We start from the raw sequence: 20,170 nt of genomic DNA, 5'->3' as shown, positions 1-20,170 counted from the left end.
AGGAATTGGCTATGAGTGAAGTATTACTACACTATACCCGCGGTGGCAAGGTTGAATGCATTCACTGCGGCGATATTGTGGCGGTGGACCGGACAGGACAGGTGCAGTACCAGGTCGGCGATGCCGGACGGAGGATGTTCTGGCGGTCGGCAGCCAAGCCTTTTCAAGTGTTGCCGCTGGTGGAACGGGGCGGTCTGGACAAGTTTAAACTGACAACCAGGGAACTTGCCATTATGACGGCTTCCCATAGCGGTGAACCGGACCATGTGGAGATCATCAGTCAACTGCTAGGCAAAATCGGTTTGACTACCGAGGCCCTTGCCTGCGGCACGGCCAGACCACTCAGCGGTAAAGCTGCCAGGGAGTTGATGTGCCGGAACCTGCCTTATCAGGCTGTGCACAACCCTTGCTCCGGCAAACATTCCGGTATGCTGGCTTTGGCTACCTTGCTGGAGGTGCCGCGGGACCGGTATTTTGCCTTGGAACATCCGGTACAGCAATTGATGCTGCAGGCTGTCAGCCGGTCAGCCGGCTTGCCGGCAGCTGAAGTGGAGACCGGCATTGACGGTTGCGGCGTTCCTGTCTTTTACCTGCCTTTACGGAACATGGCGCTGGCTTATGCCAAGCTGGCAAACCCGACGGCAACCGACTGGGGTGGAAGCCAGGCTGCCGTGGTCGCCATCCGGGATGCGATGCTGGCTTATCCTCAGGTAGTTGCCGGCACCGGGCGCCTGGATACGGTGATCATGCAAGTCACCAAGGGACGTCTGGTAGCCAAAGTCGGTGCTGAGGCAGTCTATTGTTTGTCGGCGGTAAATGAAGGACTGGGGATAGCGCTCAAAATTGACGATGGTGGTAACGCGCCGGTCGCGCCCGTGGTCATTTCTCTTCTGAAAAAACTGGACTTGATTTCGGCTCAGGAGTTTGAGCTGTTGGCGGCTAAATTTCCCTTTACGCAAAAAAATCATTGCGGCGATATCATTGGTACAGTGGAAGCCGTTTTTTGACAGGAAGGCGGCCTGCTCTTCCTGATAAATGAAAAGACAGACCGGCCCAAGCTAGGCCGGTCTGCGGAGGAACCTGACGTAAGTCAGGTTCTTTTTTATTGCATTTATCAAGTTGGCTAAGACTTAGTAGGCTATTCGGTCGGTACCTCTGTGGTGAAAGCCGCCATGGTGCGGGAAAGAACCCTTTAGATTTTTCATTTCCTGCTTGAATTGCTCGGGGCTGACACCGAGGGTAGTGGCTACGTCCTGCCAAGTATTGTTGATCTTTTTATAAAACAGCACATCGGTGATGGATTTACCCGTATCTTTGCTCAACTGGTTGGCGCAGGCGATATCGCGGGGATGATAGCCCTGGTTTAAGAGGTCAAGGGCTGCTTGCTTGTCAAGGCCGGCTTTGGTCAGATGGTTCGCCTGTAAATCTATGCGGGTGGCTTTGATTTGCTGGGGGCTGATTTTTAGGGTCTGAGCTACATCCTGCCAGGAATTGCTGTCGGTTTTAGTTTGTAAAACAGTATCCAGCGATAGGTTACCTGCTTTGGCTAAAAAAGCAGCGTGCCGGATATCCTTGAAGCTTGTACCATTGTTGTAGTATTGCAGGACCGTGTCTTTATTTAGCGAGAAGGTGGTGGCAATGTGTTCGGCCATCTGTTCCGGATTGATCTTATGGCGTTGTTCGATCGCCGGGCGATCGGCGCCGTCAGCCGCCTGTACTGTCGGCAATACCGCCAGACCGCCTACCAGGAAGGTTGCAGCCACCAAGGCTGCCATAGCCGTCTGGGAAATTTTTTTTACATTCATGTGAATCCCTCCGTATCATAATTGGGTTCTTTTGTCAGTTTTAGTATAGGTTTCAGATATGACAAAATCATGACAGGAGAGATAAAAAAACTTATATTGAGCTCTCATTAAAAGATTAGAAGGATTTAGGATTTTTCGGCTCTGCAAGACGGCCGGACCCGGCGGGCTGATGCCCGTCAGAAACGGCAACACAGCGGTGACGGAAAGAGACCGCAAAGACCTCAAGCTTTACTGGGAGTTCAGTATTATTCGCTGGCGACGGGAAGCGTGAAGGAGAACGTGCTTCCCTCGTTCACCACACTGTGGACGGTAATGCTGCCGCCCATAGTCTCGACCAGTTTTTTGGTTATCGAAAGGCCCAGTCCAGTGCCGCCGGAATCGCGGGCCCGGGCTGAATCGACCCGGTAGAAGCGTTCCCAAATATGAGGCAGATCGGCAGGGGCAATACCCGGTCCCTGGTCAGTGAGCGCAAGGGAAAGAAATTGAGGGACGGAGCGGGCGGTCAGTGTCAAAGTCGATTGTTCCGGCGCATAGCGGATGGCATTGGAGAGCAGGTTGGACAGGACCTGGGAAAGACGGTCTGGATCGGCCCAGACTGGAGAAAGGCCTGCCGGGATATCCACTTCCAATGATAGAGCCTTAGCGGCTAATAACGAAACGTATTTATCCTGTTCTTGTTCCCAAAACTCTCTTATATCGAGTTTCTGCCGGACAATTGACAGTTCACCGGCTTCCAGTTGCGCCATATCCAAAAGCTCGCGGATCAGACGGTTGATACGGTTGGATTCGCCGACAATGGTCTGCAGATACCGTTCCTGCTGAGCCGGTTTGGCCGCCAGACCGTCCAGGATAGTTTCGGCCAGGGCTTGAATCGAGGCCACCGGAGTTTTCAATTCATGAGACACATTGGCGAGAAAATCCCGTCTATTTTGTTCAGCCCGGGCCAGGGAAGCGGCCATGCTGTTAAAGGTCCGCCCCAGACCACCAATTTCGTCATTTCCTGTAGCGGTTGTGCGGCTGTTGAAATCCCCTTTGGCAAAATTGCGGGCTGCTTGGCTGATGTCGGCAATCGGTCTGGTCAGATTGCGGGAGGTGATGTAGCCTAAGGCAACCGAAATAAAAGCGCCGACTAAGAGCGAGTAGAACATGAGGCGTACCAACCCCTCCGCACTTCGATTTACTCCGAGGATGGGCGCATATAAAAAGAGGGCGGTGGGGACAATGGTGTCAGGAATAGGAACGGCTACGACGATGGCCGGAGCTCTGTTATTTCTGGTTTCGCTTACCCAGGATTGGGGAGTCCCGTTAAACAACTCCATCATTTCCTGATCAGTCTCAAAGAAGCCGCCGCGATCCCAATGCTCCGGCGGTGTGCCGGCGATAATAGAGCCCTGCTCGTCCATCAGCCAGATAGTCGCGCCGGCCAGATTGCTCATAACATTCATGGTAATATCGCTGGGCAGGCGGCCGCTATATAGGGAGGGGGAGAGCAGGATGACAGTGGCTTCCCCTTTTTGCAGCAGTTCGCGACGTTTGTTGTCGATAAAGTGCCCGCGGACCAGGTAGGACATCAATAGACTGAGCGCCAATGAACTGATCATGATCACCACAATATGGGAGATCAGCAGTTTGCCGAAAATGGAGCGCATCATTTTGCAGTCACCTCGAACTTGTAACCTGTTCCCCAGACGGTATGCACGTAAGCATAGTGGGCATGAGTGATTTTTTGCCGTAACCGTTTAATGGTGGCATCCACCGTGCGATCATCACCCTGAAAATCATATCCCCAGACATTGGTCAATAGCTGTTCGCGGGAAAAAACGATTTTGGGATGGCGGGTGATAAACGAGAGCAACTCAAATTCTTTCGGGGTCAATGTGACTGATTGACTGTCCACTTCGACGGTTTGCGTCGTGGCGTTGATCAAAAGACCGGGAAACTCAAGGGCGCTGCCGCTGGTTTGTAAAAGGCCGCTCCGCCGCAGGACCGCCTTGACCCGCGCTACCAGCTCTCTGGGACTAAAGGGCTTGGTGATATAATCGTCGGCTCCCAAGGAGAAGCCGGTGATTTTATCGCTTTCGGCACTCAGGGCGGTTAGGAAGATGACAGGTACCGTACGTTCGATGCTGCGGCAGATATCCCAGCCGGATAATTTGGGCAGCATAATGTCCAACAGCAACAAATCAGGTTTTTCGGTCGTTTCAATCGCCATAGCCTGTTCGCCGTTGGTAGCCGTATACACGGTAAAGCCTTCCTTTTCCAAATATAACTGCACTACTTCGCAAATATTTATTTCGTCGTCGGCAATCAAAATTTTTAAAGACATTGTTGATCCTCCGTATTGTTCAGTATCGATAAACATGCTATCATAGCTTTGTATGTTCTTTTAGAGTAAACTGTTCTTGGAAAACACTAAATCAACGATTCCTCTTTTTTATAGAAGGGAATTAATAATACTATTCTTCGCGCTCGGGTTTTACCACACCTTCTTGAAAAAAATGGAAAGAAGGCTGCCTGAACGGTTATGGAAGTAGCCGGCCTGCGATTAACCGGGCAGGCGGTGGGTAAGGAGGGGTGATTATGCGTTCCAGCATTCTCAGTGTATTAAGAAAAAATCAGGGAGAGTATGTCTCGGGTGAGGAGATTTCCCGGCAGTTAGCAGTGTCCCGTACGGCGATCTGGAAACATATCCGGGCGCTAAAACAGGACGGCTATTTGATTGAAGCACATCCCCGGCGGGGTTATTGTCTGAGTGAAGTACCGGATTTGCTGCTGCCGGATGAGATAAAAAATGACTTGTCTACTCAGGTGCTGGGCAAAGAGATCTACTGGTTTGACAGTGTTGACTCCACCAGCAATGAGGCGAAAAAACTGGCGGCGGCAGGCTGTCCGGAAGGCACGCTGGTGCTGGCGGAAGCCCAGTGCACCGGACGGGGACGACTGGCGCGGGGGTGGTTTTCCCCCAGAGGCAAGGGGATCTGGCTGTCGATTGTTTTGCGGCCGCCCTTTCAGCCCTATGATGCTCCTAAATGTACATTGATGACTGCCGTGGCGCTCACCAGGGCTATTCGGCGGACGACCGGCGTTCTCTGTGGTATCAAGTGGCCTAATGATATTTTATATAACGGAAAAAAAATAGTGGGTATTTTGACCGAAATGAGCGCGGAAATGGACGCGATCAACTATGTTGTACTCGGCATGGGCACTAACGTGAATATCGCGGCTGACGAGTTTCCGTCAGAACTAGCCGGTATTGCCACTTCGCTGGCGGAGGCCGCCGGCCGGCCTTTTTGCCGTAAAACGGTATTGAAGGAAATATTGGCCGAACTGGAAACGGTCTATCTGGAGGTAAGCCGGAGCGGATTTGACGGCATTCTAAAAGAGTGGCGCCGGTTGTCGGTTACGCTGGGACAAACCGTGCAGGTTGTCGGACCGGACAAGCAATTTAGCGGACTGGCGGTGGATATTGATGCATCAGGAGCTTTGCTGGTACAGACGGCCGGATCGCTGGAAACGGTCATTGCCGGCGATGTCTCCATCCGGCCGGCAGTGACGGAAAAGAGTAAATAAAGAGAATGTTGGAGGATATATATGCTTTTGGTATTTGATATCGGAAACAGCAATATTGTGTTAGGTCTCTATGATGGTAAGGAATTGCTTCATCACTGGCGTATTTCGACCGACCGTCAGAAAACCGGCGATGAATACGGTATGTTGATTCACAATCTATTTAGTTTTGCCGGACGCAGCATCAGCGAGGTGCATGCCATCATGATCTCCTCGGTCGTGCCGCCGCTGGTCGTGCCGATTATCAAAATGTGCCAGCGCTACTTCAAAGTTGAACCACTGGTAGTTGGACCTGGGATTAAGACAGGCATTTGCATTCGCTATGAAAATCCACGGGAAGTGGGAGCCGATCGAATTGTCAATGCTGTAGCGGCCCATGCTAAATTTGGCGGACCGCTGATTATCGTCGATTTTGGTACGGCCACGACATTTTGTGCTATTGCGGAAAATGGCGATTATCTCGGCGGCGCCATTGCGCCGGGTATCGGAATTTCCACCGAGGCGCTTTTTCAACGGGCGGCCAAGCTGCCGCGCATTGAACTGGTTAAACCGAAAAGCGTTATTTGCCGCAATACGGTGGCCAGTATGCAATCGGGCATTATCTTCGGCTTTGCCGGACAGGTGGATGAGATCGTCCGCCGGATGAGGGGTGAAATGGGACAGGACGCCTATGTCGTCGCTACCGGCGGTTTGGCTAACCTGATCGCCCAGGAATCGACCAGTATTCAGGTGGTTGAACATTTTCTGACGCTGGAAGGCCTGCGTATTCTTTATGAACGGAATTCTTAATATGAACCCGAGTGAACAGTGTAAATGGGGTACAAGCCGGCAAGGTAGGAGACTACTTTGCCGGCTTGTATTTTTTTTGCAGGATAAATTTCTTCCTGTCTTTTTGGACATCATACATTAACAAAGAAAAAGAAGAAATGTTTTTTATAAATGATTTTATAAAAAACATTTGTAAAAAATAAATGAATAAACTAAGCAACGGAGTTTCTTAGAATGAGTTGGTGATAAATCTAAAATTTAAGAGAAAGTTAGTTTTAATTTTATTGACTATTTAAAAATCTTACACTATAATAAAGGTGGACATAATTTTAATGTTAGAACAAATGTAAAATTAAAAAGTCGTTGAACTTTCGACAAATCCTAGTGGACTGTGTACTTTGAAAGCGTAAAAGAATTAGCGGGAATATTTTCGCAAGGCGAGGCGAAAGAGGCGCACATATCAAACATATGTAAGCTGACGACAACGAAGTCATGTGGAAAAAGGCCCGTGAAACAATTATGATTTCAGAGTAGACAGTCCGCTAATGGACTTGTCGGGAAGTTTAAATAAAAAGATTAAAGGGGATTGTCTTATGCTAAACATGGATAAAAAGTTAATAAAACGTCAGCAAGAAGGCAAAATGATTCGCACCGGGATCGTTGGCGCGGGACAGATGGGCCGGGGTATGGTGACGCAGATGGTGCTCATGCAGGGGATTACGCCTGCCATTGTATCCGATATTAATGTGGAAAATGCCGTGCATGCTTTCCATTATGCCGGTGTTAAGGATGATCAAATCGCTATTGTTGATACGTTGTCTGATGCCAATAAATGGATTGAAGCAGGAAAATATGTGGCAACAGCCAATGCCGACCTGGTTTCTCAGGCTAATCTGGTTGAGTGTGCTATTGATGCCACAGGGGTTCCTGACGTAGGCGCCAAAGTGGCAACTGACGCCATGAAAAATGGTAAGCATGTTGTTATGCTTAATGTAGAGACCGACGTTGTTATCGGACCTTACCTCAAAAAGTTTGCAGCTGAACATGGCGTTATTTATACCGGTTCGGCCGGTGACGAACCGGGTGCCGTTATGGAACTATACTGTTTTGCTAAGGCAATGGGTATGGATGTCAAAGTCATGGGGAAAGGCAAAAATAATAAGCTGGACTATGACTGCAACCCTGATACCGTTCTGGAAGAAGCAACCCGTCGCAAAATGAGTCCTAAAATGCTTTGTTCTTTCAAAGACGGCACCAAAACCATGGTAGAAATGACAGCTATGTCTAATGCTACCGGACTGATACCTGATGTAATTGGTGGGCATGGAATTGCTGCCGGACTTAAAGAGCTGCCTGACTTATTCAGATTGAAAGAAGACGGCGGTATTTTGAATAAACACGGTGTTGTTGAATATGTAAACGGCATTGCGCCGGGCGTATTTGTCGCCGTATCTACGGAAAATGAGGAAATTGCTTATCAGATGCGTTATCATAGCATGGGTAACGGTCCGTTGTGGATTTTATATCGTCCGTATCACTTGTGCAACCTGGAAACGCCGCTGACAGTGGCCAAAGCGGTTATTGACGGCGAATCCACCATTGTGCCGATTGACGGTCTGGTTAGTGAGTGTATTACTGTGGCTAAAACCGATTTGAAAGCCGGTCAATATATCGACGGAATCGGTGGCTATACCACCTATGGTTCTATTGCCACAGCTCAGGAATCTGACGCTAAAGGCTATGTACCTTACGGCTTGGTTACGAAAAAGGCCCGCATGCTGAAAGACGCCAAGAAAGGCCAGTTATTGACTTTAGATATGGTCGAATTGGATCAGTCTACCTTGATTTACAAACTCCGTAAAGAACAGGACGCCATGTATAACAAATAATTGCTGCTTAAGCAAAGGTCTTGTACTGGAAAAGGCTGTGGTAACTTACTTTATAAGTTATTCACAGCCTTTTTGGCAAAAGTACTAGTGCCTCATCCGGCAGAAATCTGTAGTAGATTACCGGCCTTTTTGCCGTCATGCTTCGTTGTCGTCGGCTTGCCTGACGGCAAAATTCTCGATGACATGACTACATCTTCCCGCCGGATGAGGCACTAGAAGAAAAAGCTTAAAAAAGCGGGCTAAGTTGAGAGAACAGGCGAAACGTTGACTATTTGGCAGGACTACACTATAATAAGCGTAACTATGAAAATAAATTCTGATTAAAAGAATCAGGACGGACTGCCGGTGGAGTCAGGTGCGCCGGCCAATAGACCTGTGCGAGTGGCAAGGTTGTAGGGGGGTAACAGGATGCCCAAGATTATTGATGGTAGCCGGTTGGTTGTGAAGTGCTGCAAACTGTACTATGAAGAAAACTATACGCAAAATGAAATTGCTAAGCTGTTGGAGATTTCACGCCCTACGGTGTCGCGGTTGTTGAAAGAGGGTAAAGAATCGGGAGTTGTCCGGATTGAGATTGTCAATCCTCTGCAGGACAATTTTGAATCGCTGGAACGGCGTGTGGAGCAATTATACGGTCTTAAAGAAGTTATTATTGTTGAAGACGAAGCGGACGTTAGTCTCCAGACTAAGAACGCAGCCAAGGCGGCGGCCAGCTATCTGATGCGCATTGTGAAACCGGGAAATACGATCGGTGTTTCCATGGGAACGATGGTTAAAGCTGTCGCAAAATACATTGATATTCAGGGGAACCTGAATTTGACCTTTGTGCCGCTGGTTGGCGGTGTCGGACAATCGCAGCGGGAAATTCATCCTAATGAAATTATCACTGAACTGGCTAAATCGTTCGGCGGTAATTTTAAACTGCTCCATGCCCCGGCGGTTGTCAGCAATGAAAACATCAAGAAAGAGATTCTCAAAGAACAGAGTATAAAAGAAGTGCTGGACCATACCAAACTGTGTAATATCGGTCTGGTGGGTATCGGATCGCCTACCGATCCGGCGTCAACCATTATGGGCAGCGGCTATTTTAATCTGAACGATACGAGTAATTTGCAGAAGGCCGGTGCGATTGGCGATGTTTGTCTGCGCTTTTATGACATCCACGGTCATACCGAACAGTTTGACTTTAATAAACGGGTTGTTGGTATTGAACTGGAGGATTTGAAGAAAATTGAAATTATGATTGGTGTGGCCTGTGGCGAAAACAAGGTTATGGCAATTATCGGAGCCTTAAATAGCAAACTGATCAATGTATTGGTGACAAATTACAGTAATGCCTTGAAGATTGCTGCGTTTAAAGAAGAAAATTGATATAAAGAGTTGATGAGTACCGGCGGAGTGAAAACTTCGTTCCGGTACTTTTTTTGTTTGTTGCAACCTTGGCGTTAGAATAAAATACAACTGAACAAAAGTTATCAATTATAAAAAAATAGAGAAAATGTAAAAAAGTAATCTGTTTAGAAGAATATTGGAATGATTTCTGCTAAGCGAGATTGAAAATTGAGAAAATTCAATTAAGTAACGAAAAGGAGAATTTTCGACAGAAAATTACCGGTTGAATTATAAAAAGTAGAAGAATAACGGCTAGTTTTAAGTGGTAAAGGCAATAATAATTCACTGATAAGCCCTGGCATAAACTGAATTTATTGAAAATTTAATTTGTCATTTGAAAAATAGCAGAAAATTATCAAAAAATTAATTGACTATTTTAAAAACTTAAATTATAATAAGTTCAAACAAAAGAATAAGTAAAGAACAAATGTAAAAATGTTCGGTTTCAATCAATAAAGAGGAGAACTGTAGAACATGCAAAAAATTGTGGATGACAGCCGGCTGATAGTAAAATGCTGTAAATTGTATTATGAAGAAAACTATACACAAAATGAAATTGCTAGCATTTTAGGAGTTTCCCGGCCTACAGTGTCTCGACTGTTGAAAGAGGGAAAAGAAACCGGAATTGTCAGAATCGAAATTATCAATCCATTACGCAATAACTTTGAATCGCTGGAAAGAAAAATTGAAAAGTTATTTGGCATGAAAGAAGTTATTATCGTCGAAGATGAAGCAGATGACCGGCTGCAGACCATACAGGTTGCCAAAGCGGCTGCCGAGTATTTGATGCGGATTGTAAAGCCGGGAAACACCATCGGCGTGTCTATGGGTAATACGGTGAAATGCATTGCCAATTATATCGCTAATCCGGGGAAATTAAATCTGACCTTTGTTCCGTTTATCGGCGGTGTTGGTCAGTCACAGCGAGAAATTCATCCCAATGAAATCATAACCGATCTGGCCCGGGCCTTTGGCGGAAGCTTCAAGTTATTGCACGCCCCTGCAGTGGTCAGCAACGAGAATATTAGAAAAGAAATTCTAAAAGAAACCAGTATCAAAGAAGTATTGGATTATGCGAAATTATGCAATATAGGATTAGTCGGCGTCGGTTCGCCTACCGACCCGGCCTCATCGATGATGAGCAGCGGTTACTTCAATCTCTATGATACCAGCAATTTGGATAAGGCCGGAGCGATTGGCGATATTTGCCTGCGGTTTTATGATATTGAAGGCAATACTGACCGGTTTGAATTCAATAAACGGGTAGTCGGCATCGAAATGGAAGCGTTGAAACGGATTGAAACAATGATTGGCGTAGCCTGTGGTGAGAAAAAAGTCATGGCGATCATTGGCGCACTGCATAGCAAATTAATTAATGTGCTGGTAACAAATTATAGCAGTGCGACGGCCATCAGCGATTATGCCGAGCAACGTTAAATATTAAGTTAAATATTAAGATATAAGGAAGGGGACTGGCAATGGAAAGGTTCATGTTGTTTCTTTTCGTCATGTATTCTCTGCAAATGTTATTAACTTACTTCCAAATAAAAAACCTGAGAAAGACACTGGCCGAGTCCAGACAGAAAGGGCTTGTCGGTATGGGCAGTAAAAAACGGAAACTGACGGCCGGTAATATTGTGGTATTGGTTACCGACGAGGACGGTGATGTTGTGGAAGGCCGCATGATGAAAGGATTTAGCGTGCTGGCTCGCTTCAAGGAACTACCCGGTGTAAAAGGCTGTAACGTTGCCCGGCTAAAAGAAAGAGTACTGGCTGAGCCGGATAAAAAACGGGATGTTGCTATGCTGGAAGCTATCGAACAAATCGAAAGGCAGCTCAATAAGGCTGAGGAAACCGAAGCAGCGGCCGAGTGCCTGGCGTAAGAACAGGAGCAGAGCTAACTGGTGGTTTCATTAACAAAGTATATAGAATATAGGCTTATATTTTATATAGCAGTTTACAAATCCCACGAAGGGAGGGGAGCGGCAAGCGTCCGGGGGGACTGAACGGTTACGGTGGAATTAGTCTGGCAGTGCAAATTATAAGGAGGTATAAGTTCATGGATCTATTAGCACATTTAGCGACAGGTTTTATCGCATTGTTCCAAAAAGGCGGTACAGTTTTTGCAGGCTTAGTTACAGGCATTATCCCCACTCTTGTTGTTCTTATTACGGCAGTAAACTCACTGATTGGTTTGGTGGGTGAAGAGAAAGTAAACAATATAGCTAAGATGTGTACCGGCAACATTATCCTGCGTTACACCATATTCCCTGTTATTGCGGTATTTTTCCTAACTAATCCGATTTGCTACAGTTTTGGTCGTTTCCTGCCGGAAAAATATAAACCGGCTTTCCAGGATGCATCAATTTCCTTCGTTCATCCGATCACTGGACTTTTCCCGCATGCAAACTCGGCTGAATTATTCGTTTGGATGGGTATTTCGCAAGGCATCACTACTCTGGGCCTTCCTCTTGGCGAACTGGCAGTTAGATACTTTATCACAGGCGTTATCGTTATCTTAATGCGCGGCATTATTACCGAAAAAGCAACCCTTTACATGTTCCGTAAAAATGGAATCAGCGTAGACTAATCACAAGTTTTAATAAGAATTTTTGGGTTAGCCTGATAAATATCTAAAATCTTTAGGAGGCATGAAGCGATGTTTAATAAAGTAAAAATTGAAAGAGGCTCTGCCGGCTTTGGCGGACCATTAGTGATACAACCGACCGAACAAAAGAACAAAGTTGTCTGCGTTACCGGCGGCGGTTTTCATCCGATTGCTCTGAGACTGGCTGAAATGACTGGCTGCGAACTGGTAGACGGTTTTAAAACCGGTGTTCCTGATGATCAAATCGCAGTTGTTGTTGTTGACTGCGGCGGTACGGCTCGCTGCGGTGTATATCCGAAAAAACGTGTTCCTACCGTTAATGTTTTGCCTGTAGGTAAAACCGGTCCTCTGGCTCAATTCATTACCGAAGATATTTATGTATCGGATGTTAAAGAAGAGAACATTACGATGTTTGACGGTTCCGCTCCGGTACCGAGCGCAGCTCCGGCCGCCGCTAAACCGGCCGCCGCTGCAAGACCGGCACAACCTCAACCGGAAGAAAAGAGCAACTTCCTTGCCAGATTCGGTAAAGCAGCCGGTAAGGTAGTGGGTGTATTCTTCCAGGCCGGTCGTAACACCATTGATATTTGTATTAAGAGCATTCTGCCTTTCATGGCATTTGTAAGTATGATTATCGGTATTATCTTACAATCCGGGATTGGTAATATCATTGCTAATTTCGTATCGCCGTATGCCGGCAGTATCCCCGGTTTGCTGGCCATATCTGTTGTGTGCTCCCTGCCGGTGCTGTCACCGATGCTTGGACCAGGCGCCGTTATCGCTCAGGTAGTTGGCGTGTTGCTTGGTGTGGAAATTGGCGCTGGCCATATTCCTCCTTCCTTTGCACTGCCTGCTCTGTTTGCCATCAACCCGCAGGTTGGTTGCGACTTCCATCCGGTTGGTTTGAGCTTGGCTGAAGCTGAACCGCAAACTATTGAAATCGGTGTACCGGTTATTCTGATGACACGGCTTATCACTGGCCCGGCATCCGTAGTAATTGCATACTTCATGGGAATCGGGTTGTTCTAAGTCACATCATAAAAACAATATAGTATATAAGATTTGTAAGGTTAATGAGGGCGGGCCACGCTACTGTTGCTTGTCACTCATTAACTTTACATTCTTTGTGCTAAGAAATGAGAGGAAAAGTAAAAATGAAATACGAAGTTACTGTTACCAGTGTTGGAGATGCTGCCTTCGAATTATTGAAGGATACCGGCTGTTTGATTATTTTTGATAAATGTCCTTTAACTGAACTGGAAGAAATATCGCTTATGCATACGCCAGGCGAAATTAAGAGTCCTCTTGCCGTGGGCGACAAAGTAACGATGGGGAAACATGAGTACATCATTACTGCTATCGGTGACGAAGCACCGAAAACATTGAGCGAACTGGGTCATTGCACATTCAAATTTTCCGGACATTCCGAAGTGGAACTGCCGGGTCAAATTGAATTAAAAGGTGAAAATAAACCTGAAATTACGGTTGGCGATAAGATTACCATCGAATAATCAGGTCATATAGCAGTATAAAAGTTTCATTATATATACAATGCTGTATATATAATGAAACTTTTTTGTTTCTAGGGAACCGCTGATTTAATGAGCCTGCCAGCCTGGCGAGAGATTTTTCCGGCTGGCTGTGTTATGTGAATAAATCAGTGGTTCCCTATCGCACAGATAGTTTCTTACCGGTCTGATTTGCGCTAAATGGAGGGACACTATATAATAAGTTCATCTGATTAAGCGGGGAGCAATAAGGATATGCAGATTGGAAACATAATACTGAAAAATCCGGTTATTCTGGCGCCGATGGCTGGTGTAACCGATTTACCCTTTCGACTGCTGGCCAAGGAAATGGGCTGCGGCCTGGTATATTCCGAAATGGTCAGCAACAAGGGCTTACTATACAAAAACACCAATACGGAAAGCATTATGCAAAGCGAGGACCGGGAGCGGCCGGTAGCCGTTCAGTTGTTTGGCTCCGATCCGGACGGGATGGCCGAAGCTGCTAAAATCGTAGAACAAGCCGGGGTTGATATTATTGATATCAACATGGGGTGCCCTACACCTAAGATTGTAAAAAACGGTGAAGGCTCGGCGCTGATGAAGCAACCGGAATTAGCTTACCGCATTATGGCCAGTGTAACGGAAGCAGCTCACAAACCGGTAACTGTTAAAATCCGCAAAGGCTGGGATGACGACTCGGTAAACGCTGTGGAAATGGCCCTGCTGGCCGAAAAGGCCGGTATTAGCGCAATCGCGGTGCATGGACGTACCCGGGAGCAGTTTTACGCCGGTCAGGCTGACTGGAGTATTATAAAAAAAGTGAAAGAGAGCGTGACCATTCCGGTCATTGGCAATGGTGATGTCAGGACGCCGCAGGATGCGGCAAGAATGATGGAAGAAACCGCCTGCGACGCGGTAATGGTAGGCCGGGCCGCTCAGGGGAATCCCTGGATTTTCCGTCAAATTACGCACTATCTGGCGGCAGGAGAATTGTTGCCGCCGCCTGGCATGGCCGAACGTATGGATGTTTTGTTTCGCCATCTGGATATGCTGCTTTATTACAAAGGCGAATATGTCGGTATTCGTGAAATGCGCCGCCATGCTGCCTGGTATACAAAGGGTTTGCCCCATTCCAATGAAATGAGGCTAAGATTCAATCAAGCCGAATCCAGGCAGGATTTCATTGATACGGTAAAGCGTTACTTTTCTTAAGACGTCAGTGTCATAGGTAATATTTGATGTTTAACAGAGCTGCGGCTCTGTTTTTTTATACCCTTTTTTGTTTGCAAATAGTTGGTTTCCAGGCGTATGTGCACCGTATTGTGTACATATACTATAGGTAGTTTCCTGATCATATTGGCACTTGGCAGGGAAAGGACGAGCGTATGTTGTTGCGCATCGGAGCTAAAGTCATCAATTTGTATAAAATCCACCAAATACTGGACAATATTATGCTTATGCGTTCCCGGGGCTACTCTCAGATGGAAACGTCCGAAGCTTTCGGACTGGACCGTACGGTCATCTCTAAACTGGAAACGCTGGGAGAAATCCGGAAAGGCGGTAAGGTGGCCATTATCGGGTTTCCGATAAAAAACTGCGATGAAATTGATGCTATTGCCAGGCAAACCGGTATTGATTACTGTCTGGTGCTATCGGAGCAGGGCCGGCAGGAATTTATCAGGCAAAGGTCAGGGCTGGAATTATTCAACGATTTGATCCGCATTCTTTCCCAATTGCGGACCTATGAAACGGTGATTGTCATTGGCTCCGATAAGAGAGTCGCGCTATTTGGCGCCTTGCTTGACAAGGAGATTGTCGCCATTAAAATTGGCGAATCGCCGTTGGTGGCCGACGAATATGTAGACCCGGCAAAGGTACGCACCATTATGGAGCAGCTTTTATAGCAGGAGGGTTTTCTGGGTGAAACGCATTGTCAGTATTAGCCTGGGAGCGTCAGAACGCGATCACCATTCCGTCGAAACAATCGGCGGTCAACCGGTTGCTATTTCCCGTATAGGCACAGACGGAAGTATAAAGAAGGCCATGCAACTGATCCGTCAACTGGATGGGCAGGTAGATGCTTTTGGTCTGGGCGGAACTGATCTTTACATTTATGCCGGTGGAAAGCGGTACACCTTTCGCGAAAGTGCCCGGTTGGCAGGAGTAGCCAGGAAAACGCCGGTCGTCGATGGCAGTGGTCTTAAAAATACTTTGGAACGGCGGGTCATTCAATTTCTGGATGATCAGCGCATTGTACAATTCCAGGATACGCCAGTGCTGCTGGTCTGTGCGGTAGATCGCTTTGGCATGGCCGAGGCCTTGACGGAACGGGGCAGTAAGCTGGTTTTTGGCGATTTACTGTTCGGTGTGGGTTTGCCGTTGCCGCTACATACCTTGACCGGCCTGGCAAGGCTGGCGCGTTGCCTGGCTCCTGTAATTACCCGGCTCCCCGTCCGGTTTTTCTATCCCACCGGATTAAGTCAACAACAGGCAACCCCCCGGTTTGGCAGTTACTTTCGTGAAGCGGCGGTTATTGCCGGTGATTTTCATTATATCAGGCGGTATATGCCGGATAGCTTGGCAGGCAAGAGCATTATCACCAATACCGTTACCGCCCAGGATATGGCGCTGCTCAAAGAACGCGGTGTGAAGACGCTGATAACGACTACACCATGGATGAGCGGACGGTCTTGTGGTACGAATGTGCTGGAAGGAGTGCTTGTTGCCTTAGCGGGCAAACGGCCGGAAGAACTTACCGGACGGGATTATGAACGGTGGTTAACCGAGCTGGATATAAGGCCCCGGATCGAGTGCTGGGGATAGACCTTATTCAACAATTAAATCGAGACGCTAAGCGGTCTTTTTTCCGGCCAACGTTGGTGCCAGAACCCGCCAATACTGGACGAAAAAATCCTCGTTCATCTACTCGCGTTTAACTGCAGGAGAGGTCTAATAGAAAGGAGTGGAATCGGTATGGAAAAGTTTGCATTTATCCTTCATCCTCTTACGGCGAAAGATGTAAGCCGGAAGTTTCCCGTAGTTAAGGATTTGCCCGATCCGTTCGTAGAGACCTTGATTAAATATGTTCCTCCCTTTAAGGTTTCCACTATAACCGGGATACAATCACCCTGCAATGAAGCGGAGGGCTGGTTTATCGGCTGCCCGTTGACATCGCGGCAAATGCTGGAGCTGCCGGAGAAATATGTGCTGAACAAGATAATCAAGGCTGGCAAGATCGCGGAAAAGCTGGGGGCAAACGTGGTTGGCCTGGGAGCGTTTACCTCTATTGTCGGTGATGCGGGAATCACCGTTGCCGATCATCTAAATATTGCCGTTACCACAGGCAATAGCTATACGGTGGCCACGGCTATTGAGGGAATACGGCAGGCTGCCGCTATCATGGATATAAAGCTGGAGGAGGCTAATATTTTAATACTCGGGGCAACCGGTTCGATTGGTGCAGCCTGTGCGCAAATTTTGGCCAAAGAGGTCCGTTTCTTGACACTGGCCGCTCGCAACGGAACGAAGCTGGAATGGCTGGCCGGACAAATTATGCGTCATACAGGATTGGCTGTGCGGGTAACGTCCAATACAAAAGCTGCATTAAAAACGGCGGACATCATTATTGCCGTAACCAGTGCGGTAGATAGTATTATTGAGGCGGAAGACCTGAAACCGGGAGCTATCGTGTGTGATGTGGCCAGACCGCGCAATGTGTCCAGAAAGGTGGCAGAACTGAGAGACGACATTTTGGTCATTGAAGGCGGTATTGTTGAAGTACCGGGACAGGTGGATTTCGGCATGCATTTTGGTTTTCCGGCCGGCACCGCCTACGCCTGCATGGCGGAAACGATGATCCTGGCTCTGGAAAAAAGATACGAAAATTTTACATTAGGACGTGAATTAACCGTCAGGCAGGTGGAAACAATAGAGCAACTAGGTAAAAAGCATGGGTTCAAATTGTCTGGGCTCCGTAGTTTTGAGCGCGCTTTGCGGCCGGAAGAGGTAGCTGCAATAAAAACAAATGCTGCAAGGAAAAGTACCGCTTTAAGGAGGGAAATCGTTTAGAAAATATTGACAAGATAAGCTTTAATGCCTATAATGAATGCATGATAGCGGGGTATTCATCAGCCTGTTGCAAGTGTCAAGTGTAACTTGGCACTATTTATATTGTCTGTTTGCTTCGCGTGGCAATTTTATTAAAAATAAGAATATGATGTAGTAATCGGATTCTATCATAATTCTAATAAGGTATAATTTAGAGGGATAAAGGAGAGCTCATCTTATGGCAGAAAAACAGATTATCCTTACGTTAGAGGGATTAAAGAAGACCGAACAAAAGCTGGACTACTTAAAATCGGTAAGACGGCGTGAGGTAGCGGAGCGCATAAAGCAAGCCATAGAATTTGGCGATATCAGCGAAAACTCGGAATATGAAGATGCGAAAAATGAACAAGCCTTTATTGAAGGTGAAATCCTTACCCTGGAAAAAACCTTACGCAATGCTCAGGTTATTGATGAAGGAGAAATCAGTACTGATGTTGTTGCAGTTGGTGCGACCGTTCGCTTAAAGGATTTGGAGTTTTCCGATGAATTGGAATATACCATCGTTGGTTCGGCGGAGGCTGATCCGACTGAGTCTAAAATTTCTAACGAATCGCCTGTCGGAGCAGCTATTCTAGGTCAAAAGGTAGGCAGCATCGTGGAAGTAAATGTCCCGGCGGGAATATTAAAATATGAAATTCTGGATATTAAACGTTAATACAATTAAAATACCTGTAAACGCAACAAGCAGTATCGTTGGGGGAGAAAGTGCAAATGTCAGACAATGAACAAGTAACACCACAGGAAGAAACAACCGGTTTAAATGAATTAATGCGGGCCCGCCGTGAAAAGTTGACAGCTATTGAAGCAATGGACATTGAACCTTTTGGCCGTAAGTACAATTTTACACATCATGCGGCCGAGGTTTTAGAAAACTTTGAAACGTTGGAAGGTCAAACGGCTAAACTCGCCGGGCGTATTATGTCTGTCCGCGGACACGGAAAAACCTGTTTTGCCCATCTCATGGACATGAGCGGCAAGATACAATTGTATTTTCGTCAGGATGCGATAGGTGAAGAGGAATACCGGAAGATACATCTGCTGGATATCGGTGATATTTTAGGAGTTGAGGGAACGGTATTCAGAACGCAACGTGGCGAAATCAGTCTTAAGATCAGCAACTTTGAAATTCTGTCGAAATCGTTGCGACCGCTGCCGGAAAAGTGGCATGGACTCAAAGATGTGGAAATGCGCTACCGGCAGAGATATTTGGATCTGATTGTAAACCCCGAAGTACGGCAGACTTTTGTGACTCGCAGCAAAATTATCCGGGCTTTACGGTGTTTCCTTGATGCAAAAGACTTCCTGGAAGTGGAAACCCCGATGATGCATCCCATTGCCGGCGGTGCGGCAGCCCGTCCGTTCATCACCCACCATAACGCGCTGGATATGAAGCTATATATGCGGATTGCGCCGGAGCTTTATTTAAAACGTCTGATTGTCGGCGGTTTTGAAAAAGTCTATGAGCTTGGCCGCATGTTCCGGAATGAAGGCATTTCCATTAAACATAACCCTGAGTTTACTATGGTGGAACTTTATCAGGCCTATGCTGACCATGAAGATGTTATGAAGCTTACCGAGGAATTGATTTCTTCCGTGGCAAAAGAAGTGCTTGGCACAACGAAGATTACTTATCAAGGGCAGGAAATTGATTTAACGCCGCCTTGGAACCGGATGACGATGCCGGAAGCCATTAAGAAATTTGCCGGTGTCGATTTTGACTCAGTCAAAACAATCGAAGAAGCGAGAGCTCTAGCGGATCAATTAGGTGTGAAATATGAAGCGAAAGACGGTATTGGTGGAATTTTAAATCATGTGTTTGAGGAAGTTGCCGAAGAACATCTGATTCAGCCTACCTTTATTACCGGACATCCGACTGAAATTTCGCCTTTGGCTAAACGGAATAAGGACAACCCCGATATAACCGATCGTTTCGAGGCCTTTATCTTTGCCCGTGAAATTGCCAATGGATTCTCGGAATTAAATGATCCTATCGACCAAAAGGGCCGTTTCCTGGAACAGGTGGCACAAAGAGAGTCCGGTGACGATGAAGCGCATATGATGGATGAAGATTATGTGACTGCTTTGGAATTCGGCTTGCCGCCGACAGGCGGGTTGGGAATTGGCATTGACCGGTTGGTGATGTTCCTGACTGACAGTTACTCTATCCGGGATGTTTTGTTGTTCCCGCATATGAGACATAGGGAATAAATGAAAAGTGAGCCCTTGGGCTCACTTTTTTATGCTTATAACTAAGAGTCTGCCGAAAACCATCGGCATGAATTACCGACAAAATCCGGGAAAATATATGGACAAACAATTTGTAATATGCTATCATATAAAAAGTCGCTGGAACGAGCGATGCTAGTTAAACAAAAAAACAGGTTGACAGGCAAAAGCCGATGTGATAGTATATAAAAGCTGTCGCAAGGCGGCGGTCAACAGGAACTGCGGCAACGCAGTCCGGTGTTCTCTGAAAACTGAACAATGTAAGGTATAAACAATATGCCAGATGTGCGGACTCGTATC

Annotated in this window: 19 protein-coding genes; 16 read left to right on the top strand and 3 right to left on the bottom strand. The window is 46.9% G+C overall.

Going from position 1 to position 20,170, the window contains the following annotated elements:
• Positions 1 to 11 precede the first annotated feature (11 nt).
• Complete coding sequence (locus tag BMW43_RS07555; protein WP_091745385.1) at positions 12 to 1,007, top strand: asparaginase; 996 nt, start codon at positions 12 to 14, stop codon at positions 1,005 to 1,007.
• A gap of 123 nt (positions 1,008 to 1,130) precedes the next feature.
• On the opposite strand, the gene BMW43_RS07550 is transcribed toward BMW43_RS07555, so the two are convergent.
• The 3 genes from BMW43_RS07550 to BMW43_RS07540 all read right to left on the bottom strand — a co-directional run bounded on the left by BMW43_RS07550 (position 1,131) and on the right by BMW43_RS07540 (position 4,131).
• Positions 1,131 to 1,805: a hypothetical protein gene (locus tag BMW43_RS07550; RefSeq protein WP_091745383.1), complete on the bottom strand. Its 675-nt coding sequence runs from the start codon at positions 1,803 to 1,805 to the stop codon at positions 1,131 to 1,133.
• Between the two features lie 245 nt (positions 1,806 to 2,050).
• Positions 2,051 to 3,457, bottom strand: a complete 1,407-nt coding sequence (locus tag BMW43_RS07545; protein WP_091745381.1) for a sensor histidine kinase — start codon at positions 3,455 to 3,457, stop codon at positions 2,051 to 2,053.
• Positions 3,454 to 4,131: a response regulator transcription factor gene (locus tag BMW43_RS07540; protein ID WP_091745379.1), complete on the bottom strand. Its 678-nt coding sequence runs from the start codon at positions 4,129 to 4,131 to the stop codon at positions 3,454 to 3,456. Before BMW43_RS07540 ends, BMW43_RS07545 begins: the two co-directional genes overlap by 4 nt.
• Positions 4,132 to 4,385: 254 nt before the next feature.
• On the opposite strand from BMW43_RS07540, the gene BMW43_RS07535 reads away from it, so the two are divergent.
• The 15 genes from BMW43_RS07535 (at position 4,386) to lysS (ending at position 19,852) form a co-directional block, all read left to right on the top strand.
• Positions 4,386 to 5,375, top strand: a complete 990-nt coding sequence (locus BMW43_RS07535; RefSeq protein ID WP_091745377.1) for a biotin--[acetyl-CoA-carboxylase] ligase — start codon at positions 4,386 to 4,388, stop codon at positions 5,373 to 5,375.
• A gap of 21 nt (positions 5,376 to 5,396) precedes the next feature.
• Complete coding sequence (locus BMW43_RS07530) at positions 5,397 to 6,161, top strand: type III pantothenate kinase (protein ID WP_091745375.1); 765 nt, start codon at positions 5,397 to 5,399, stop codon at positions 6,159 to 6,161.
• 572 nt (positions 6,162 to 6,733) lie between these two features.
• The gene (locus BMW43_RS07525; RefSeq protein WP_091745373.1) at positions 6,734 to 8,029 is read left to right on the top strand and encodes an NAD(P)H-dependent oxidoreductase; all 1,296 of its coding nucleotides are present in this window, start codon (positions 6,734 to 6,736) and stop codon (positions 8,027 to 8,029) included.
• A 408-nt stretch (positions 8,030 to 8,437) separates the two neighbouring features.
• Positions 8,438 to 9,400 carry a sugar-binding transcriptional regulator gene (locus BMW43_RS07520; protein WP_091745371.1) on the top strand — a complete coding sequence of 321 codons (963 nt, stop codon included), beginning with the start codon at positions 8,438 to 8,440 and terminating at the stop codon, positions 9,398 to 9,400.
• 495 nt (positions 9,401 to 9,895) lie between these two features.
• A complete protein-coding gene (locus BMW43_RS07515) occupies positions 9,896 to 10,858 on the top strand; it encodes a sugar-binding transcriptional regulator (RefSeq protein WP_091745369.1) in 963 nt (320 codons plus the stop codon).
• Positions 10,859 to 10,899: 41 nt separating this feature from the next.
• The gene (locus tag BMW43_RS07510) at positions 10,900 to 11,304 is read left to right on the top strand and encodes a transcriptional regulator GutM (RefSeq protein WP_091745367.1); all 405 of its coding nucleotides are present in this window, start codon (positions 10,900 to 10,902) and stop codon (positions 11,302 to 11,304) included.
• Between the two features lie 176 nt (positions 11,305 to 11,480).
• Positions 11,481 to 12,011 (top strand): PTS glucitol/sorbitol transporter subunit IIC, encoded by a 531-nt coding sequence (gene srlA, locus BMW43_RS07505; protein WP_091745366.1) that lies wholly within the window; start codon positions 11,481 to 11,483, stop codon positions 12,009 to 12,011.
• Positions 12,012 to 12,080: 69 nt separating this feature from the next.
• Positions 12,081 to 13,058, top strand: coding sequence for a PTS glucitol/sorbitol transporter subunit IIB (srlE, locus tag BMW43_RS07500; RefSeq protein ID WP_091745364.1), 978 nt, complete (start codon positions 12,081 to 12,083; stop codon positions 13,056 to 13,058).
• Positions 13,059 to 13,183: 125 nt separating this feature from the next.
• Positions 13,184 to 13,540 carry a PTS glucitol/sorbitol transporter subunit IIA gene (locus BMW43_RS07495; protein WP_091745362.1) on the top strand — a complete coding sequence of 119 codons (357 nt, stop codon included), beginning with the start codon at positions 13,184 to 13,186 and terminating at the stop codon, positions 13,538 to 13,540.
• A gap of 252 nt (positions 13,541 to 13,792) precedes the next feature.
• Complete coding sequence (gene dusB / locus BMW43_RS07490; protein WP_091745361.1) at positions 13,793 to 14,749, top strand: tRNA dihydrouridine synthase DusB; 957 nt, start codon at positions 13,793 to 13,795, stop codon at positions 14,747 to 14,749.
• Positions 14,750 to 14,922: 173 nt separating this feature from the next.
• Positions 14,923 to 15,441 carry a transcriptional regulator gene (locus tag BMW43_RS07485; protein ID WP_091745359.1) on the top strand — a complete coding sequence of 173 codons (519 nt, stop codon included), beginning with the start codon at positions 14,923 to 14,925 and terminating at the stop codon, positions 15,439 to 15,441.
• A gap of 16 nt (positions 15,442 to 15,457) precedes the next feature.
• Entirely contained in the window at positions 15,458 to 16,360 is a 903-nt protein-coding gene (locus BMW43_RS07480; RefSeq protein ID WP_091745357.1) for a DUF8754 domain-containing protein, read from the top strand.
• A gap of 150 nt (positions 16,361 to 16,510) precedes the next feature.
• Positions 16,511 to 17,605 carry a shikimate dehydrogenase gene (locus BMW43_RS07475; protein WP_091745355.1) on the top strand — a complete coding sequence of 365 codons (1,095 nt, stop codon included), beginning with the start codon at positions 16,511 to 16,513 and terminating at the stop codon, positions 17,603 to 17,605.
• A 217-nt stretch (positions 17,606 to 17,822) separates the two neighbouring features.
• Positions 17,823 to 18,299 carry a transcription elongation factor GreA gene (gene greA, locus BMW43_RS07470; RefSeq protein ID WP_091745352.1) on the top strand — a complete coding sequence of 159 codons (477 nt, stop codon included), beginning with the start codon at positions 17,823 to 17,825 and terminating at the stop codon, positions 18,297 to 18,299.
• A 56-nt stretch (positions 18,300 to 18,355) separates the two neighbouring features.
• Positions 18,356 to 19,852, top strand: a complete 1,497-nt coding sequence (gene lysS / locus BMW43_RS07465) for a lysine--tRNA ligase (protein WP_091745350.1) — start codon at positions 18,356 to 18,358, stop codon at positions 19,850 to 19,852.
• Positions 19,853 to 20,170: the final 318 nt, after the last annotated feature.

Source organism: Propionispora vibrioides, assembly GCF_900110485.1.
Classification (GTDB): Bacteria; Bacillota; Negativicutes; order Propionisporales; family Propionisporaceae; genus Propionispora; species Propionispora vibrioides.
The sequence above is the reverse complement of the archived record's forward strand: the minus strand, read 5'-3'. Positions and strand labels throughout refer to the sequence as shown.

Coding starts and splice junctions, on each gene's coding strand:
- BMW43_RS07555 (WP_091745385.1), top strand. CDS start 12: ATGAGTGAAGTATTACTACACTATACCCGCGGTGGCAAGGTTGAATGC.
- BMW43_RS07550 (WP_091745383.1), bottom strand. CDS start 1,805: ATGAATGTAAAAAAAATTTCCCAGACGGCTATGGCAGCCTTGGTGGCT.
- BMW43_RS07545 (WP_091745381.1), bottom strand. CDS start 3,457: ATGATGCGCTCCATTTTCGGCAAACTGCTGATCTCCCATATTGTGGTG.
- BMW43_RS07540 (WP_091745379.1), bottom strand. CDS start 4,131: ATGTCTTTAAAAATTTTGATTGCCGACGACGAAATAAATATTTGCGAA.
- BMW43_RS07535 (WP_091745377.1), top strand. CDS start 4,386: ATGCGTTCCAGCATTCTCAGTGTATTAAGAAAAAATCAGGGAGAGTAT.
- BMW43_RS07530 (WP_091745375.1), top strand. CDS start 5,397: ATGCTTTTGGTATTTGATATCGGAAACAGCAATATTGTGTTAGGTCTC.
- BMW43_RS07525 (WP_091745373.1), top strand. CDS start 6,734: ATGCTAAACATGGATAAAAAGTTAATAAAACGTCAGCAAGAAGGCAAA.
- BMW43_RS07520 (WP_091745371.1), top strand. CDS start 8,438: ATGCCCAAGATTATTGATGGTAGCCGGTTGGTTGTGAAGTGCTGCAAA.
- BMW43_RS07515 (WP_091745369.1), top strand. CDS start 9,896: ATGCAAAAAATTGTGGATGACAGCCGGCTGATAGTAAAATGCTGTAAA.
- BMW43_RS07510 (WP_091745367.1), top strand. CDS start 10,900: ATGGAAAGGTTCATGTTGTTTCTTTTCGTCATGTATTCTCTGCAAATG.
- srlA (WP_091745366.1), top strand. CDS start 11,481: ATGGATCTATTAGCACATTTAGCGACAGGTTTTATCGCATTGTTCCAA.
- srlE (WP_091745364.1), top strand. CDS start 12,081: ATGTTTAATAAAGTAAAAATTGAAAGAGGCTCTGCCGGCTTTGGCGGA.
- BMW43_RS07495 (WP_091745362.1), top strand. CDS start 13,184: ATGAAATACGAAGTTACTGTTACCAGTGTTGGAGATGCTGCCTTCGAA.
- dusB (WP_091745361.1), top strand. CDS start 13,793: ATGCAGATTGGAAACATAATACTGAAAAATCCGGTTATTCTGGCGCCG.
- BMW43_RS07485 (WP_091745359.1), top strand. CDS start 14,923: ATGTTGTTGCGCATCGGAGCTAAAGTCATCAATTTGTATAAAATCCAC.
- BMW43_RS07475 (WP_091745355.1), top strand. CDS start 16,511: ATGGAAAAGTTTGCATTTATCCTTCATCCTCTTACGGCGAAAGATGTA.
- greA (WP_091745352.1), top strand. CDS start 17,823: ATGGCAGAAAAACAGATTATCCTTACGTTAGAGGGATTAAAGAAGACC.
- lysS (WP_091745350.1), top strand. CDS start 18,356: ATGTCAGACAATGAACAAGTAACACCACAGGAAGAAACAACCGGTTTA.